Genomic DNA, 16769 nt, shown 5'->3' with positions numbered 1-16769 from the left:
TTTTTAATTGATGATCGGATTGAACACTTCCGGAACTTCATACACATCAACTTTTAATGAGGATTGAGCTACAAATCCGTTGATATTAGTATTTGTATTGGTTCCTATAGCCAATGTTTTAGTAGTATCTCCATAAGATGCCAGTCTCGCACATCCTACACTTACCGTATGATTTCCTTTAGTAAGGTTTTCTACAATACCGATCTGGTTATGGGTAAGGAAAGGATAGCTAGCACTACTTGCCTTTAAATTTCTCTGTCTTAGATTCACCAGTTTATCATCTACAAAAATTCCACAGGCATAATCTATAGAAGTATCAGTGGTTCCGTTCGAGCCGAAATTAGCCTGTACTACGGTTTCAAATTGGAAGTATGCCTTACTTTGAGTACTGAACACACTGATGGTTTGTGAAAGTCCGTCAATTTTCTTAAAGCCCTGTAAGCTACTGATATTGGTTCCCTTATTAAATGTTGCTCCCCGGGAAGATGTCATATTAGCTTCCTCTCCATTGGTAAATTTAACCCCTACTTTATCTGAAAAAGAGTTGTTGAATATCAGGTAAAATTTATTGGGCTCATACTCTGGAATACGAAGTGTTTTCCATGTAGGCGGATATCCTTCTCCCTGTGAAACCAACAACTGATCATTGTTTCCTTCAGAGAGGGTATTGTCTGTAGCATTAAGAAGTACAATTTTATTCCTGAAGTTAATGTCTCCGTTTACATCTAATGTTGCTTTCGGAGTATCTGTATTTATCCCCACCTGGGCTGACAATAGCAGTCCTGATGCAAGAAGCAAAGTCGATAATATTTTTCTCATCCTGATTAATTGTTTTTATAAGTAACATATTCAATAACATCCATCTTCATTGTGGATTCCAGGGTAAATGCATTGGATATTCCATTTGAGCTCTGAACATCACGCCCTATTGCAAACTGTGAGTTTAGGTTGGAAGTATCGATTTTTCTGCAGGCAATCTCAATTTTATGAGCACCGACAGGAACATTCAGCTCGGTATAACTGAGAGTGAAAATATAATCCTGGATACCATTCTTTTCTGCATTATTATTAGAAGCAATCCTGTCAGGACGCACGGCTACGAGCTTACCATTTCTGAAAACCCCACAGGCAAACCTGATATTGGATGAAACAGTTGAAGAAGCGGCTTTCATTTCAACCCCCGTCTGGAATTGATATGTAAGTCTGTTTTTTCCGTTTTTAATGGTAAAATTGTTTTCAAGACCTGTAATTTTTTCCCATTTACCTTTGCTTGTATCCGTGATATCATCCCCAACATTATTCTTGTACACATTATCTCCGGCAACGCCATTAGAAAGGGTAATAATTCCAGTTTGATCTGACGACAAATACGAATTAATCAATTTGTATTGCCCCTCTTCCATAAAGGAAACATTCAACGATTTCCAGACAGGGGGTAAACCCTCTCCCTGAGAAACCAACACCTGGCCATTCAAACCCGCGTCTCCCGCCTGGGTTGAAGTACCTCCTACTCTAATTTCTTTTCTTAAGGTGGTTTTTCCGTTGATATCTAGCATAGACTTTGGTTTAGAAGTCCCGATTCCCACCTGTGCGCCTGCATAGATTGAAAGAAATACAGTCACGCAGCAATATATTGTTTTTTTCATAATAAGGTTTGCAAATGTACAATTTTCAAATCAAAAAAGTTTCCAAAGCACACCTTAACTCCATAGAAATAAACACATTACGCTATCGAATTAATCACACAAAAAAGTAGAATTAATTCTACATAACTCTACTTTTCACAAATGAATTTAAATACACCCTCCAGCAAACCCTTTATACATGGGAGCTTATTAAGTTTTTTTTATCATTGGAAGGTGACTTCAAAACCATATAAAACGCATTAACTCTCTGGTACATGAATACTTTTAAAGTAAAAAATGATAATAATCACAAAAAACATATAAAAACTTAAGCTTTTATATGTTTTTCACACTTTATAGAAAAAAGCAATATATCTGAAAATTATAATTTACTCGTGATCAATAATAGCTTTTAATAACCTATTCACTTCATCAACATTCTTTACCTTTTCTTTTCTCATCATAAGCTGATTCCCTTCTTTACCCGACTTCTCTTTCAATTGAGCTTCAGCCGGATTCCCGGTTAAATAGTTGATAATATGCCTGAACCTGTTTGTCTGATAAAACTTATCCTGCGGATTACCTGGGAAATATCCTAAGAATACTCCGTTTTTCATTACGATTTTTTCGAAACCAATATCAGCAGCAAGCCATTTCAAAGAAACACTTTTCAACAGATTAACAGCTTCTTCAGGCAATGGCCCGAAACGATCAATCAGCTCAAGCTCAAACTGGTGCAGCTCCTTTTCATTAGTAATTTCAGCAATCTTCTGATACAACAGTAATCTTTCTTCCGTATTGGAAATATAGAAATCAGGAAGCATTAACTCCAGATCCGTATCAATATTGACATCTTTTACAGATTTGAAAAGCTTTTGCCTGTCTTCTTCATTGTCAAATAAATTTTCAAAATCAGCATCATCTTTAAGCTCCTCTAAAGCTTCCTGCATTAGCTTCTGATAGGTTTCAAACCCCATTTCATTAATAAAGCCACTCTGCTCTGCACCCAATAAATCTCCTGCACCACGGATCTCCAGGTCTTTCATCGCAATCTGAAAACCGCTTCCCAAATCTGAGAACTGTTCAATAGCCTCTAACCGTTTTCTTGCATCCGTAGTCATCATATCATAAGGAGGCGTAATCAGGTAACAAAATGCCTTCCTGTTGCTTCGCCCTACCCTTCCTCTCATCTGGTGCAGGTCTGCCATTCCAAAACGATGCGCATCATTGATAAATATAGTATTGGCATTCGGGACATCTACACCACTTTCAACAATTGTAGTGGAAACAAGAACATCATACTTTCCTTCCATAAAATCCAAAACATTTTTTTCCAGCTGTTTCCCTTCCATCTGCCCATGCCCTGTAATCACTCTTGCATCCGGAACCAAACGTTGGATAAGGCCGGCAATATCTTTCAGGTTTTCAATCCTGTTGTTAATGAAATAAACCTGTCCGTCCCTTTGAATCTCATACGAAATAGCATCCCGAAGGGTTTCTTCATTAAAATCAATCAGCTGGGTATCTACCGGCTGCCTGTTCGGCGGTGGCGTTTTAATAACAGACAAATCCCTTGCGGCCATTAAAGAGAATTGAAGGGTTCTTGGAATAGGAGTTGCTGTGAGGGTAAGGGTATCAACATTATTTTTCAGCGTTTTCAGTTTATCTTTTACAGAAACACCAAACTTATGTTCCTCATCAATAATCAATAACCCAAGATCCTTGAATTTAACCGAACTGCTTACCAACTGATGAGTACCTATTATGATATCTACTTTACCGTTTTTCAGCTCTTCCAATGTTTCTGATTTTTGTTTTGCCGTCCTGAAACGGTTTATATAAGAAACATTTACCGGAAAATCTTTCAGCCTCTCTTTAAAACTTCTGTAATGCTGGAAGGCCAGAATTGTTGTTGGCACCAATACAGCAACCTGTTTTCCGTCTGTTGCAGCTTTAAACGCAGCCCGGATGGCAACTTCCGTTTTTCCAAAACCTACATCTCCGCAAACCAACCTATCCATAACGGTATCGGCTTCCATGTCTTTTTTAACGTCTATGGTTGCTTTTTCCTGATCCGGTGTATCTTCATAGATAAAGCTGGCTTCCAGTTCATTCTGCAAATAGGAGTCCGGGGTATACGCAAAACCTTTTGCTGTTTTCCTTTGGGCATATAGCTTAATAAGGTCAAATGCAATCTGTTTTACCTTTGCCTTGGTTTTCTGCTTTAATGTTTTCCAGGTCGGGGACCCCAGTTTACTTAGGACAATTTCTTTTCCATCGGGACCATTATACTTGGAAATCTTATGTAAGGAATGGATACTTACATACAATAAATCCCCGTTTTTATAAGTCAGTTTAAAACATTCCTGGATCTTACCGTTGTTATTTACTTTTACCAGCCCCATAAATTTTCCGATCCCATGATCTATATGAGCAATATAATCTCCTATTTTTAAAGACATCAGGTCTTTCAGGGTAAGCTGTTCTGATTTGGCAAAAGTATTTTTAGCTTTATATCGCTGATAACGGTCAAAAATCTGGTGATCCGTATAGACCAACAATTTATGCCCGTTATCTACAAAACCTTCATGCAGCTCAGACCTGAAGCTTTTAAAAGGAAGTTCATGTTCCAGTTCCTCAAAAATAGATTCCAGACGTTCCTTTTGCTTCTCCGTTGAAAAAGAAATCCAGGTATCAAACCCGTCATTTTGTTTTTCTTCAAGGTCTTCAATCAGCAATTCAAAATTTTTGTGGAAAGAAGGCTGCGGCATCTGTTCCATTTTAATTTCGGCGGCATCTTTTATTCCTTCAATCAACACTCCACCGAAATCTATAGTTTTAAATTTCTTATAATCAAACAGGAATTCCTGGTCTGAAATAAAAAGTTCCTGGGGGCTTCTGTGAGCTATATCCTTACTTAATGTTTCATATTTCTCCAATGCCTTTTCATAGAAAGTTCTGATTTTCTGCATTCCCACCATACCATTTTTGGTTACTACAAAACTTTCTTCAGGCAATAATTGCAGCAAAGAAACCCTGCTTCCGGTTACTGAAAAATTCATATTGGAAACCAACTGAAAATCTTTCACTTTGTCTATGGAAAGCTGGGTTTCAATATCAAAGGTCCTGATACTTTCCACCTCATTTCCAAAGAAGGTAATTCTATAAGGCTTCTCGTAAGAATAGGAAAATACATCTACAATTCCTCCTCTCACTGAAAACTCTCCAGGCTCGGAAACAAAATCAGACTGATGAAAATTATAATGATTAAGCAGCTCGTCCACAAAGTCAAAATCCAGATGATCCCCTACTTTAATGTGGTGTGATATCGCTTTAAAGTCTTCTTTTTTCAATACTTTTTCAGACAAGGCTCCTGCGTACGCTACAATAACCTTTGGAGATCTTCCCGAGTTGATTTTGTTCAGTACTTCGGTCCGCAAAACCAGATTGGCATTCTGGGTTTTTTCTACCTGGTAAGGCTCAAGATGTGTTGCCGGGAAATACAGGACCTTTTCTTTTCCAAGCAGATCTTCCATTTCCGTGTTGGCATACAATGCATCTTCTTTATCATCTACCAGATAAAGAATACTTTTCTTTTGAGCCAGAAACAACTCAGCCACAAAAATAGAAACCGAAGACCCTGCACTTCCTTTTACAGCAATATGCCGGTGATCTTCTAACCTGATAAAAATCTCTTTTCCGAATTCTTTTTGCATTAAATCAGGAAGAAACTTTTCATTGATGGATTTTAATTGCATAAATACTAATGGTATAAACGACAAAAGCGATTTCGGGAGTATTCCGAAACCGTTTGCTATATACAAAGGTAAGGATATTTTTTTCTTCCATTGAAGGACAAGCACGTGTTTCTCATGTAAGAATTATTGTTTCATCATTATAAATCTTAATTTTTTGCTAATTTATTTAATAACAAGTTAAAAAAAAACCAAATATCCATATATGGCATATTGTTTGGGATTTTAGTTTTAACAAACATTTTAAGAATAGTATTATGAAAAAAGCAATTAAAATTTTAGGAGTTTTGATGCTGTTGGTTTTTACAGCATTATCTTTTTCGTCGTGCAGCAGAGATGATGATCCTACCAACAATGATTTCTTTGCAGGAACGTATAAAGGAAGTATTTCTTATAACGACGGTGGATCTACCAACATTAGCACCGATAACGGAAGTGTATTTGTTACAAAGATAGCCAGCGGTACAAAGTATAATTTTGCCTTTTCAAACAGCATCCCGGATCTGAACGGAATTGAATTTGAGCAAAAAGGGGATCACACTCTGGTAATGGTTGGCTCCACAGCTACCTCATACATCAGAATTGATAATAATGAATTGAAAATTCTATATTTAAAGGATGGTAAGACCTGGACTGCGAATTGTACACGTTAAACAACTTATTCACTATACACAAAGTCTGCTCTCAAAACAGGGCAGGCTTTTTTGTTTTCCAAGGGTGTTTTAATTTTTTTTTAAGCTGTAATAAACTTTAGTTAAGTTTAAAAAACCAAATATTCCAGCCCGTTTTTTGCATATCTTTAATCAAACAAAAATAACAGTTTCCTATGAAAAAATTATTATCTGCAATGTCATTGGTTTTAGGACTAGGACTTGCCACTGCACAGCAGACCGCTCCCGCTACCACTTCAGCACCTCATCCTGTAAAAACAGCAAAAGCAACTAAACCCGCTGATGTAAAAGCAGCTAAACCTGCCGATATGAAAACAGCAAAACCGGCTCCGGCCCAACCTGCTGCCATAATGAAAAAAGACGGAACTCCGGACAAAAGATATAAGGCTAACAAACACCTGAAAAAAGACGGAACACCGGATAAAAGGTACAAAGCCAACAAGTAAACTTTAACATATAGTTGTTATTTTCATAATCAAATTTCGAACGCCGATGGATCTATTTCATCGGTTTTTTTATATCTGTCCCTGATAAATATGCTCAGATTCTTTACTTATTTATAAATTTGAGGCATGTTAAACTTCTTCAAGAAAAAAGCGGCACTTATTTGGGCAAAAAAACATGTTCAAAAAGCAGAGGCATTCAAAAAAAATGCAGAGAAAAACCAGGAGGAGCTATTGCTATCTCTTGTCAGCACTGCTCAGAAAACACTTTTTGGCAGAACACATAATTTTGAAAACATCCGTTCTGTAAAAGAATTTCAGGACCTGGTGCCTGTTGCCGATTATGAAGATTTAAAACCCTATATAGAAAGGGTAAAGAAAGGACAGGCGAATATTTTATGGACAGATACTCCTGAATATTTTGCCAAAACTTCCGGGACAACATCAGGTTCCAAATACATCCCTATATCCAAAGAAGGAATGCCTTTTCAGATTGCCGGAGCCCAAAGTGCACTTTTCCATTATATCGCTAAAAAAAACAATGCTGATTTTGTTAACGGCAAAATGATATTTTTACAGGGAAGTCCCGAGCTTGAAGAAGTTTTCGGAATAAAGACCGGAAGACTATCCGGCATTGTAGCTCATCATATTCCCGGCTATCTTCAGAAAAACCGTCTTCCAAGCTGGAAAACCAATATCATGGAAGACTGGGAGGCCAAGGTAGACAAAATCATTGAAGAAACGGAACATGAAAACATGACGCTGATTTCAGGAATCCCGCCATGGCTGATCATGTATTTTGAAAAATTGACTGATAAGCATAGAAAAAAAGTAAAGCAGATCTTTCCTAATCTCCAGCTTATTGTGACGGGTGGGGTAAATTATGAGCCTTATCGTGATAAAATGGAAGATTTGCTGGGAGGAACGGTAGACATTATTCAGACCTTTCCCGCTTCTGAAGGTTTTTTTGCTTTCCAGGACGATTACACCAAAGAAGGGCTTCTGTTATTAACCAATCATGGAATCTTCTATGAATTTATTCCACTGGAAGAATATGGAAAACCCGGAGCCCGGAGGCTGACCTTAAAAGATGTAGAACTTCATAAGGATTATGCTTTAGTCCTGACTACCAATTCCGGATTATGGGCTTATTCGATAGGAGATGTAGTGCGTTTTATTGATAAAAAACCATACAGGGTTTTGGTAAGTGGAAGAACAAAACATTTCACTTCCGCATTCGGAGAGCATGTTATCGCATTTGAAGTAGAAGAAGCGATGAGAGCTACCCTGGAAAAATATCCCGCTCAGGTTACCGAGTTTCATCTTGCTCCACAGGTAAACCCGCAGGAAGGACTCCCTTACCATGAATGGCTGATTGAGTTTGAAAAAGCTCCAGAAAACATAGAACTATTCAGGGATGAACTGGATCAGCAATTGAGAAACAGGAACACCTATTATGACGATCTGATCTCAGGGAATATTTTACAAAAGCTACATATTACCCTTCTCAGGAAAAATGCTTTCCAGGAGTATGCAAAATCACAAGGGAAGCTGGGGGGACAAAATAAAACGCCAAGATTAGCCAACGACAGGAAAATTGCAGATCTATTAGAAATTTACAAGCTTTAGACACTTTTTTTCAATTCCAAAAACGTATATTCGAAAAAAATTATAAATTTGAAAAACTAAAAGAAAATAATGAAAGCATCTGTACTGTTAAAATCATCTTTATTAACATCTTTATTTGTCGTTTCTTCTTGTGCTACCACAAAATATAGTGAGGATATTTCAAAGAACAATTATTCTAATCTGGAAGCCGGTAAAATATACGTTGTTACCATGAGGGACGGATCTCCGAAACAAAAAATATTATTCCGGAATGTAATGGGGGACAACCTGGTAGGAACCGCAGGAAAAAAAGACAGTACAGAAGTCATTATACCTAAAGCTAAAGTAGCTGCTGTGAAAGACAGATCCAAAGCCAGGATTCTGGCCGGTGCCACTGTTATTGGAGCAGCGGGAGTTGCAGCCCTGGTGATTAGTTCTTCAAGAGCCGACTAAAATAGATTTTATCTCTCAGAATATATTTAATATATCTTTTAAAAAACAATATATGAATAGTCCTAAATAAATTTTTAGGGCTATTTTTGCTCATGATTTCCTTTACCCCGTTAAAAACATTACAAAATATTGAGTTCAGAAACCTTCTTACCGGAAGATTTTTCATTGTTTTAGCTTTCAGGATGCTTGCCACATTATTGGGATGGTGGGTATACCAGTTGACCAAAGATCCCTTTTCAATTGGACTTATCGGGCTTTCAGAGGTGATTCCGGCAGTAAGTTGTGCTTTATACGCCGGTCATGTTATCGACATGAATGAAAAAAAGAAATTGCTGCTTATTTGTAATTATGCCTATATTTTCCTGATCGGACTGTTGCTTATTCCTGCTTTTTTTAATATGAAAATGCATTTTACAGGACATCAGATCACCTATTATATATATGGCGTCATATTTTTCACAGGAATTGCAAGGGCTTTTATCGGGCCTATTGTACCGTCCATGATTCCTAAAATTGTAAAAAAAGAAAACCTTCCTAATGCAGTCACCCTGAACCAGGCTACTTTTCTTATATCCTCCGTTTGCGGACATGCTATAGGAGGAATTCTTATAGGTTATTTCGGAGTAAAGTGGACTTTGATTGTTATTTTATCCCTGATCTTTATTGCTTCATTATTTTTCTGGCAGCTCAATAAACAGTATTCAGAATATAAAAAAGAAAATGTGAATGTAGTAGAGAGTATGCGTGAAGGGATTTCTTATATATTCAAAACCAAAGAAATTTTAGGGGCATTATGTCTTGATATGTTTGCTGTGCTTTTTGGAGGTGCAGTAGCCATGATTCCTGTATTCGCAACAGACATTTTAAATTCGGGAGCTGAAGGCTTCGGTTTGCTCAATGCAGCTTCAGATATCGGATCAATGTGCATCATAACCACTTTATCGATTGTCCCTTTAAGAAGAAACCAGGGGAAAATACTTCTTGCGGTAGTGGCAGGATTTGGGCTTTGCATTATCGGGTTCGGGCTTTCCAGGCTTTACTGGTTGTCTTTTATGTTCCTGGTGATGAGTGGCATGCTTGATGGTATTTCTGTGGTCATCAGGGGGACAATTGTACAATTAAAAACCCCTGATCATATCAGAGGCCGCGTCCTCAGTGTAAATTCCATATTCATTATGTCCAGCAATGAAATGGGACAGTTTGAAAGCGGGTTGATGGCCAAATTATTGGGCGTTGTACGTTCTGTTGTATTTGGTGGAACAATGACTGTTTTAATTGCGCTGCTGGTAGGAAGTACCAATCCTAAATTGAGGAAGATGCAATATTAATCATTCTTATATTGAATTAAAGAAATATTACACATCAACATATTAATCAATTTACTAGTACAATTTTCTTTTTTTTATTAAAACACTAATATTATATCCATTAATATTAGTATATATTTAAAATAAATGCCATATTTTAAATTAATTCGCAACAGAATAATATTTTTTTTATATTTGATTGTAAAAAAATTATTTCATTATGCACAATGTTTCAATTCATAGGTGTTCCGCTTACTTGGGGGCATACTCCTTCTTATCTGTACAGAATCAGACTCATTTTTATAGTGGATAATATGAACAGGCTTTACAACTTAAATCGGATTTTCAAAAATCTAATACCATGCATAGCTTGGGATTGAGAACAAAAAAAAGCTATCAGGACGAGCTTATCTCTAATGAATGAAATCTAAAAACACAAAAATGAAAAAAATATTACTTCTTTTAATTCTGTCCATATGCCAGGTCTTTTTTGCACAACAAGACTGTATTACTTCCTTAGCCGTTTGTGGCAGTTCTGATATTTCCTATACTCCTAATGGTCCCGGAGTACAGGAATTACCTGATGGGAACTGCGGTACTTTCACAGAACAGTATTCTGTATGGTATAAATTCACTATTGCAACGGCGGGAACATTAACTTTTACAATTACGCCCCTTCAAAGCACATCAACAGATTATGACTTCTATGTATGGGGCCCGAATGTGACCTGTAACAACAAAGGAAATACAATAAGGTGCAACACCTCCTATACGTCGGGAGCAACCGGTCTTAATATGACGACAACATTTCCATATGCCGGATCCGGGACACAAAATTTTGGGGCATGGTGTAAATATATGGACGTTTTACCGGGAGAAACCTACTTCCTTTTAGTAAATAATTACAGTGCAAATACCACCGGATTTTCTTTAACATGGGGCGGAACCGCTACTTTATTATCTCCTTTCACAGATCCTGTGCTCACTCCACATCCATTTATACCTCCTGGTACACCCAATCCAAACAACCCAAATGAAGTAAGCATTTGTTCAAATCCAACCATTTTTGACTTCAGCAGCTTAACTCCAGGAATACTCAATGGTAATAGCAATTTTGTAGTCACCTATCACACCAATCAAAATGACGCCCTTTCAGGCAACAACCCTATCACGACTCCTCAAACTGTTGGAACAACAACCATCTATTACTATAGCATACATTACCAGGATCCTACCAATCCTACCAATCCCGTTAATTCCTGCAGACAAACCGGCAATTTTAAGTTTAAGGATAATTCTATTACTGCCAATGATGCAATCTTAACCATGTGTAATAATAACAACTCAGGTATAGCCGTTTTCAATTTAACTACTGCCAACGTATATAGCGGAACGGGCACAAAAAAATATTATCCGACTTTAAATGATTTAAATACCGGAACGAATGAAATTACAAACCCCTATACCTATTCTTCTTCAGCCGGGGTAGTCTATGTAAAAATAACCAACCCCCAAGGCTGTTCCACCATTGCCAAAATCACCCTTGATTTTTATCCTGTAGTACAGGTGAAAAATGCTTCTATAAGCGCCTGTTTCACGGAGCAAAACACTTCAACAGGAATATTTAACCTTAATAACGCTCATGTAACCACCCAAACCAATACCACTAAAAGGTATTTCCCGTCTTTAACCGACGCCCTGGCAGGAACTAACGAAATTGCCAACCCAACAACATACATTGCTCCCAACGGGGTGGTATATGTAAGGGTAACGGATTCGCAAAACTGTTTTTCCATCGCCGAAATCACTTTAGTTGTCTTTCCTCCTGTAAAATCTAAAGTACTGGTAGATAAAATCATCTGCATGGAAGACAAAACGACCTTGGATGCAGGACCGGGATTTGACGGTTACCAATGGAGTACCGGGGCAACCACTCAGATAGCCAGCAATATAGGAGTAGGAACATATTGGGTAAAATTAAAGACCCGGGATTGCTATACCACCCAGACGGTAAAGGTATATGCTTCTGAGAACCCGGTCATTACCGGAATTGACATATCAAACAACACGCTCACAATCAATGTGACCGGAGGAACTCCTGATTATCAATATTCTATGGACCATATAAAATGGCAAAGCTCCAATCTCTTTACGAACATTACAAGAGGAAACCATAAAATATATGTAAAAGATTCTTACAACTGTAAGCCTGTTGAAATTTCAGTTGTTGTTCCTAATCTCATCAATGTTATCACACCAAATGAAGATGGTATAAATGATGCGATAGACTATTCCGCACTGGCAGATAAGCAAAATCTTGTATTTACTATTTTCGACAGATATGGCTCTAAAATACATCAGGCTGACAGGTTAAACGGGTATAAATGGAACGGAACAATAGCCGGGAAAAAAGTTCCGACAGGGACATACTGGTACACGGTGACATGGAATGAAAATGATAAGAAAAACACCCCATTCAAGTATTCAGGGTGGATAATGGTAAAAAACAGAGAATAATCATCAATCAGTGTTTGAGTGAAATACTTATGGATGCTTATTGCCGGTAAATTCAGAATAGGAAATTTCTATTCTGAATTTATCTATTAAATTTCAATAAAAGGAGACTGGCGATGATCAATAAAAAAGTGATATCTTAGCTTAATATTCATTTTTATTAAATATATCTCAAAATCTTTAATTTAACATTAATAATTTTTTATATTTGCTATAAAATAATAGCTTATGAATAAACTTTTACTAACTATATGCTTTTTTAAAGTAAGTTTATGGGCTCAAGCTCATGCTTTCAACAGAAAAACCTTACAACAGGCTGGTATTCCGTAATTATGAAACAAAAGAGAACTCGCTCAAGTTTTCAGGAAGCTCGTAATAAAATCGAGAATTGCACACTACTCAAGTTGCTTCGTGGCAACTTTATAAAGCAATGATGGTAAAATTATTCATTTCAATTTTGTTTCATAAAATCATTTTAACAATGAAAAAAATACTACTTCTTTTAATTTTATTTATTTCACAGGCGTTTTATTCGCAATCAGATTGTCCTTCTGCAATTCCTCTCTGTGGAAATTCTGATATTTCCTATACCCCTACAGGGCCGGGGAACATTTTAGAAATCCTCAATCAAAATGGGGGGTGCTTATCTACAAATGAGCGCTATACAGTATGGTACACTTTCACGGTATCAAGTGCAGGAACTCTTGCTTTTACGATCAAGCCTAACGACCCGGATGATGATTACGATTTCGCCGTGTACGGTCCTACCCCGAACGGATGCCCGTCTTTACAGAATGACCAGCACGTTTTTGTAGCTCCTCTGAGATGTAACTACTCAGGTACTCCTGGAGATACCGGCCTGGATCTTGCTATTCCTCCGGCCAGTGGAAACAGTGGAAAATGGAGCCCTTATATAGATGCAGCACTTGGGGATACTTATTACCTGGTGGTTGATAACTACAGTAAATCACCAAACGGATTCTCCCTGGTATGGTCAGGAACTGCCAGCTTAAGCTCTGCCTTTAATGATGCCAGCTTAGCTCCTTATCCATTTATCACTCCCGGAATTCCGGCAGCCAATCCTTCAGATCCAAGCCAGGTTATGGTATGTGGGCTTCCAACTCAATTTAACTTCACAACCCTTACAGCAGGAATTATTAACGGAAACAGTACCAACTTCCAGGTAACCTATCATAATGAAATCAATGATGCCCTTACCGGTACCAACCCACTTACGACAGCAACGGTAAACGGTACAACAATTTATTACTACAGAGTTGTATATCACGATCCCAATAATGCGGGCAACCCGATGAACGGCTGCTTTATTACAGGAAAGTTCAAGTTTGTTAATGTAGGTATCACGGCAACTCCAGCTACCCTTTTAGCGTGTAATAACAATGGAGCAGGCACAGGAAAATACGATTTAACTACCGCCGGCGTATTTGGAGGTACAGGAGCCACAATCAAATATTACCCGACTCTTGCAGATATGAATGCAGAGACCAATGAAATTACAAATCCTACCAATTATGTTTCTCCGGAAACTACAGTATATGCAAAAGTAATTTCCTCATTCGGATGTATCGCAACCACCACCATTAAACTGCAATTCTACCCGACTGTTGTTTTAAAGGACGCACAGCTTAGCGAATGTTATATTGAAAACAATATTACTTTCTCAACATTTGATCTTGCAAAAGCAGATATCGGACTTCCTAATCCGGTCCCTACAGGAACTGTTATAAAATACTATAAGACATTAGCGGATGCCCAAAGTGAAACAAATGCTATTCTAAACGCTAATGTTTATCTCTCTACAAGCACTACCGTATATGTGAGAGTAACCAATGAGAGACAATGTTATGCTATTTCAAAAATCACCTTAAATGTTCTTCCTCCGGTAAAATCTGCTGTACTGAAAGACAAAACCATCTGTGCTGAAAGCAAAACAACATTAGATGCCGGACCTGGATTCGACGGATACGAATGGAGCACAGGAGAAACCACTCAATCCATCAGCAATGTTGGAATCGGTTCTTATTGGGTTAAGCTTAAAACAGGAAAATGCTTTACACTGCAGGAAGTAAAGGTTCAGCCTACTCAGCAGCCTGTTATTTCAAGTATAGATATTTCCAACAACAATATCAGCATTTACGTTGCCGGCGGAACGCCTCCTTATATGTATTCTATAGACGGGGTTAACTGGCAGGAATCCAATGTTTTCTCAGGACTTCCAAGAGGAGAAAATAAAGTTTTCGTAAAAGATTCTTTCAACTGTAACCCTGTTCAGATTACGATTACGGTTCCAAATCTGATCAATGCCATTACTCCAAACGGAGACAACATCAATGATGTTATTGATTATTCTGCATTAGCATACAAAAAGAACCTTGTGTTTATTGTATATGACAGATATGGAAACAAACTTCATGAAGCCAATAAAGTAAGAAATTTCACATGGGACGGAACAGCTTTCGGCAAAAAAATCCCGACAGGAACCTACTGGTATACCATTTCATGGAATGAAAACGATAAAAACAATACTGAAACAAAATACTCAGGATGGGTATTGGTAAAAAATAAAGACTAAGCTTTTATAGGCTTATGAAAAATCACCTCAGCTGAGGTGATTTTTTTATCAACATACTCAGCTTCCTGCAGAACGCCTTTTGCAAAAAACTGCGGATAATTTGTTGATTACTATTTTTAAATTATTTTCTAAATAGACTATCTTTGCACAATGGCGCAGAAAGAAACATTATCATCCTTAACGCACGGAAACTTTGCAAAAGAATTATCTATTGCGGATGGAAAAATGCCTCCTAATGCAGTGGATTTTGAAAGACTTGTTATCGGAACTTTTTTGATTGACAAAAAAGGTCTAGACCATTCTATTGACCTTCTTACTCCTGAAGTGTTTTACGATCCGAGGCATCAGGTTATTTTTTCTACTATTTTAAAGCTTTATGAAGGCAATCATCCGGTAGATTTAATGACCATTATCCAGGATCTGAAAAAGGAAGACAAATTAAGCCAGGCAGGGGGCGATCATTATATCATTGACCTCACGATGGGGGTAAGCTCATCTGCCCATATAGAATACCATGTACGGGTTATTCTTGAGAAGTATATTCTAAGAAGCCTGATCAATGTTTCTGCTAATGTGATTGATTCTTCATACAAAGAATCTACCGATGTTTTTGAACTTCTGGACAAAGCGGAACAGTCTTTCTTTGAAATCACCAACGGAACGATCAAAAAGGGATTCGATACTGCCAATTCATTGGTAAAACAGGCTATTGACACTATTAAATCTTTGAAAGACAAGCAAGGACTTTCAGGGGTTCCTTCCGGTTTCAGAGATGTGGATAAAGAAACCGGCGGCTGGCAAAATTCCGACCTTATTATTATTGCCGCCCGTCCCGCGATGGGAAAAACCGCGTTTCTTCTTTCTATGGCAAGAAATATTGCGGTAGGCCACAAGATTCCTATGGCTCTATTCTCTCTCGAGATGGCATCCGTTCAGCTTATCACAAGGATGATTGCTTCTGAGACGAGAATTTCATCTGAAAAATTAAGAAAAGGAACACTGGATGACGAAGAATGGCAAAGGCTGTTCTCCAATGTATCTGAGCTTGAAAATGCACCGCTCTATATTGATGAAACTCCTTCACTTTCTATTTTTGACTTCCGTGCAAAATGCCGAAGGCTGGTAATGCAACACGGAGTAAGGCTTATCATGGTCGATTATCTTCAGCTGATGACTGCCGGTGGAGGCGGAAAAGGAGTAGGAAACCGTGAACAGGAGATTTCCATGATTTCCCGGTCATTAAAAGCTATTGCAAAAGAACTTAACGTTCCGGTTATTGCACTTTCGCAGCTTTCACGTAGTGTGGAAGCGCGGCCCGGAAAAAGGCCCCAGCTTTCAGATCTAAGGGAATCAGGAGCGATTGAGCAGGATGCGGATATCGTATCTTTCATCTTCAGGCCTGAATATTACAAAATTTCCGTTTGGGATAACGATGAAGAAGGCCAGGAAACTTCTACTGAAAACCAGGCTGAATTAATTATCGCAAAACACAGAAATGGTGCCACAGCCGATGTCCGGTTATCTTTCTTAAAGCATTTTGCTAAATTCGGGGATATTGAGGCAGCTTTTGAAGGCGGTGCCGGCGGCGGTTATCCATCTAACTTCGGAAGCAACGAACCAAGCGGTTTCGACAGGATCAAAACAACGATTCAACCGGGGGCAGCATTTGACCTTCCGGACAGCTCAAAGCTTTCCGGATCTTCGATGAATGACCTGGATGACGATGATGATTTTCCATTTTAGGTGATTTGAAGGTTTTAGCCTATAATTTTACAGCTTACATAATCAATTTATAGTATC

At 38.0% G+C, this 16769-nt stretch carries 11 protein-coding genes; 8 read left to right on the top strand and 3 right to left on the bottom strand.

Annotated elements, in window-relative coordinates; all coding sequences use genetic code 11:
- Nucleotides 1-3: 3 nt before the first annotated feature.
- From OK18_RS09365 to mfd, 3 genes are all read right to left on the bottom strand, one after another.
- Nucleotides 4-819 (bottom strand): hypothetical protein, encoded by an 816-nt coding sequence (locus OK18_RS09365; RefSeq protein WP_053327837.1) that lies wholly within the window; start codon nucleotides 817-819, stop codon nucleotides 4-6.
- 5 nt (nucleotides 820-824) lie between these two features.
- Nucleotides 825-1646 carry a hypothetical protein gene (locus tag OK18_RS09360; protein ID WP_053327836.1) on the bottom strand — a complete coding sequence of 274 codons (822 nt, stop codon included), beginning with the start codon at nucleotides 1644-1646 and terminating at the stop codon, nucleotides 825-827.
- 368 nt (nucleotides 1647-2014) lie between these two features.
- Complete coding sequence (gene mfd / locus OK18_RS09355; protein WP_053327835.1) at nucleotides 2015-5383, bottom strand: transcription-repair coupling factor; 3369 nt, start codon at nucleotides 5381-5383, stop codon at nucleotides 2015-2017.
- Nucleotides 5384-5637: 254 nt separating this feature from the next.
- Between mfd and OK18_RS09350 the strand changes: the two genes are divergently transcribed.
- The 8 genes from OK18_RS09350 to dnaB all read left to right on the top strand — a co-directional run bounded on the left by OK18_RS09350 (nucleotide 5638) and on the right by dnaB (nucleotide 16712).
- Nucleotides 5638-6033 (top strand): hypothetical protein, encoded by a 396-nt coding sequence (locus OK18_RS09350; protein ID WP_053327834.1) that lies wholly within the window; start codon nucleotides 5638-5640, stop codon nucleotides 6031-6033.
- A gap of 173 nt (nucleotides 6034-6206) precedes the next feature.
- A complete protein-coding gene (locus OK18_RS09345; RefSeq protein WP_053327833.1) occupies nucleotides 6207-6497 on the top strand; it encodes a hypothetical protein in 291 nt (96 codons plus the stop codon).
- 126 nt (nucleotides 6498-6623) lie between these two features.
- Nucleotides 6624-8123 carry a GH3 auxin-responsive promoter family protein gene (locus OK18_RS09340; protein ID WP_053327832.1) on the top strand — a complete coding sequence of 500 codons (1500 nt, stop codon included), beginning with the start codon at nucleotides 6624-6626 and terminating at the stop codon, nucleotides 8121-8123.
- 69 nt (nucleotides 8124-8192) lie between these two features.
- The gene (locus OK18_RS09335; protein WP_050021649.1) at nucleotides 8193-8555 is read left to right on the top strand and encodes a hypothetical protein; all 363 of its coding nucleotides are present in this window, start codon (nucleotides 8193-8195) and stop codon (nucleotides 8553-8555) included.
- A 92-nt stretch (nucleotides 8556-8647) separates the two neighbouring features.
- Entirely contained in the window at nucleotides 8648-9883 is a 1236-nt protein-coding gene (locus OK18_RS09330; protein ID WP_053327830.1) for an MFS transporter, read from the top strand.
- A 420-nt stretch (nucleotides 9884-10303) separates the two neighbouring features.
- The gene (locus OK18_RS09325) at nucleotides 10304-12379 is read left to right on the top strand and encodes a T9SS type B sorting domain-containing protein (protein ID WP_053329339.1); all 2076 of its coding nucleotides are present in this window, start codon (nucleotides 10304-10306) and stop codon (nucleotides 12377-12379) included.
- A 478-nt stretch (nucleotides 12380-12857) separates the two neighbouring features.
- Nucleotides 12858-14969: a T9SS type B sorting domain-containing protein gene (locus OK18_RS09320; protein ID WP_053329338.1), complete on the top strand. Its 2112-nt coding sequence runs from the start codon at nucleotides 12858-12860 to the stop codon at nucleotides 14967-14969.
- 150 nt (nucleotides 14970-15119) lie between these two features.
- Nucleotides 15120-16712 carry a replicative DNA helicase gene (dnaB, locus tag OK18_RS09315; protein ID WP_050021648.1) on the top strand — a complete coding sequence of 531 codons (1593 nt, stop codon included), beginning with the start codon at nucleotides 15120-15122 and terminating at the stop codon, nucleotides 16710-16712.
- Nucleotides 16713-16769 lie beyond the last annotated feature (57 nt).

The sequence above is a fragment of the Chryseobacterium gallinarum genome (genome assembly GCF_001021975.1).
Classification (GTDB): Bacteria; Bacteroidota; Bacteroidia; order Flavobacteriales; family Weeksellaceae; genus Chryseobacterium; species Chryseobacterium gallinarum.
Note: the sequence above shows the minus strand (reverse complement) of the source record. Positions and strands in the feature narration are given on the sequence as shown.

What these genes read in the sequence shown, in the direction of transcription:
- OK18_RS09320 (WP_053329338.1), top strand. Translation starts at nt 12,858, where the DNA reads ATGAAAAAAATACTACTTCTTTTAATTTTATTTATTTCACAGGCGTTT.
- OK18_RS09330 (WP_053327830.1), top strand. Translation starts at nt 8,648, where the DNA reads ATGATTTCCTTTACCCCGTTAAAAACATTACAAAATATTGAGTTCAGA.
- OK18_RS09365 (WP_053327837.1), bottom strand. Translation starts at nt 819, where the DNA reads ATGAGAAAAATATTATCGACTTTGCTTCTTGCATCAGGACTGCTATTG.
- OK18_RS09350 (WP_053327834.1), top strand. Translation starts at nt 5,638, where the DNA reads ATGAAAAAAGCAATTAAAATTTTAGGAGTTTTGATGCTGTTGGTTTTT.
- mfd (WP_053327835.1), bottom strand. Translation starts at nt 5,383, where the DNA reads ATGCAATTAAAATCCATCAATGAAAAGTTTCTTCCTGATTTAATGCAA.
- OK18_RS09345 (WP_053327833.1), top strand. Translation starts at nt 6,207, where the DNA reads ATGAAAAAATTATTATCTGCAATGTCATTGGTTTTAGGACTAGGACTT.
- OK18_RS09360 (WP_053327836.1), bottom strand. Translation starts at nt 1,646, where the DNA reads ATGAAAAAAACAATATATTGCTGCGTGACTGTATTTCTTTCAATCTAT.
- OK18_RS09340 (WP_053327832.1), top strand. Translation starts at nt 6,624, where the DNA reads ATGTTAAACTTCTTCAAGAAAAAAGCGGCACTTATTTGGGCAAAAAAA.
- OK18_RS09325 (WP_053329339.1), top strand. Translation starts at nt 10,304, where the DNA reads ATGAAAAAAATATTACTTCTTTTAATTCTGTCCATATGCCAGGTCTTT.
- OK18_RS09335 (WP_050021649.1), top strand. Translation starts at nt 8,193, where the DNA reads ATGAAAGCATCTGTACTGTTAAAATCATCTTTATTAACATCTTTATTT.
- dnaB (WP_050021648.1), top strand. Translation starts at nt 15,120, where the DNA reads ATGGCGCAGAAAGAAACATTATCATCCTTAACGCACGGAAACTTTGCA.